The organism is Peribacillus sp. 05N428 (assembly GCF_056397085.1).
In genome coordinates this window covers 1-1374 of the sequence record NZ_JBFTMS010000113.1, presented here as the reverse complement: position 1 = coordinate 1374, position 1374 = coordinate 1, and the positions used below count along the sequence as shown (strand labels likewise).

Below are 1374 nucleotides of genomic sequence, written 5' to 3'. Positions count from 1 at the left end.
AATAGTGTTTACCTTATTAGGAGGAATATGCGGTCCACCGGCTACATAGCCGGTGGCTTTTTCATTATGTAAAACAATTAGTTTTTTCCAATGCCAAAGACTGTACTTTCATTAAAAATCAAATGACAGTTCAGGCATGAATTGATTCATATGTTTTTGGATTTCGTTATATTTGTCAGACTGATCACTCAAGGTTTTCATTGGAATGATCTCATATGGGCGGTTGACCCAGGTTGGCAGGAATTTTGGATTTTGCAGTTCGATTTTCACATCATCCCCGGTTTGGATTTTCTTTACGCCAATTTGCATAATACCGCCGATGTCTTTGTAATCTCCCTGCTGGCCGGATAAGAAATTCCCAAGCGAATAAGCAACAAATGCCCGTTCGCCGTTTGGTTTTGTAAGCCATGAAACAGGCTGCAAAACGTGTGGGTGGTGGCCAATAATAATATCAGCACCTGCATTAGCTGTCGTTTGAGCAAGCAGCTTTTGTTCATCATTAGGCAACCGTTCATACTCTTTGCCGAAATGCAGACTGACCACAACGACATCTGAAACTTTCTCTGCTTCTTTAACTTCCGTCTGGATTCTCGTGGTATCAATTAAATTCACAAGATGCGGCTTCCCCGCAGGAACAGGAATCCCGTTCGTTCCATACGTATAGCTGAGAAACGAAAAGGTAATATCGTTTCTTTTTAATATTCGAATGATCTTCTGGTCTTCAGACGATTGATAAGCTCCTGTATAAGGCATCCCAATACTGTTCCAGTGGTTAAGCGCATTCAAAATGGCCTTTTCTCCTCGGTCAAGTGTATGGTTATTGGCGATTGTCACGAGATCAACCCCGTTTGCCTTTAGAGCATCTCCCACCTCTACTGGTGAATTAAAGGAAGGATATGAGGAAAGCCCTATTTCTTTCCCGCCAATCATCGTTTCCTGATTAGCCACCGTAATATCCGTTTTYCCCAGATAGGGCTTCACAAATCGGAACATCGGATTAAAGTCATACGAGCCGTTTGACTTGCGGGCGGGTATATACACCCTATCGTGAATTAAAATATCTCCCACAGCGCCTATGGTTGCTGAAGTWACTTTTTGTTTCGGAACAGGTGTATGAGCTTGAGATGAAGCGTTGTCGGGTTTAAGTTTCTTTTTATTTTCTGCCTTTGTTTCCGAGACTTTTGGTTCCTCTTGAAATTGACCTTTTACAAATGGTGCAAGAATCCATAACAAACACATAAATGTAGCTAGAAACACTAGTATTCTTTTCATGGCAAATGCTACCTCCTACTATTATAGTAGGGTGTTTTTAGGAAATAACAACAAAAATATCTATTTGATATTTAAAATGAACACATCATTCGTTTGAAACAG

1 protein-coding gene is annotated in these 1374 nt (G+C 40.7%); it reads right to left on the bottom strand.

Translation table 11 applies throughout. The features are described from left to right. Positions 1-111: 111 nt before the first annotated feature. Positions 112-1272, bottom strand: a complete 1161-nt coding sequence (locus AC1DIV_RS29940; RefSeq protein ID WP_057277967.1) for a CapA family protein — start codon at positions 1270-1272, stop codon at positions 112-114. Between the last annotated feature and the right edge of the window lie 102 nt (positions 1273-1374).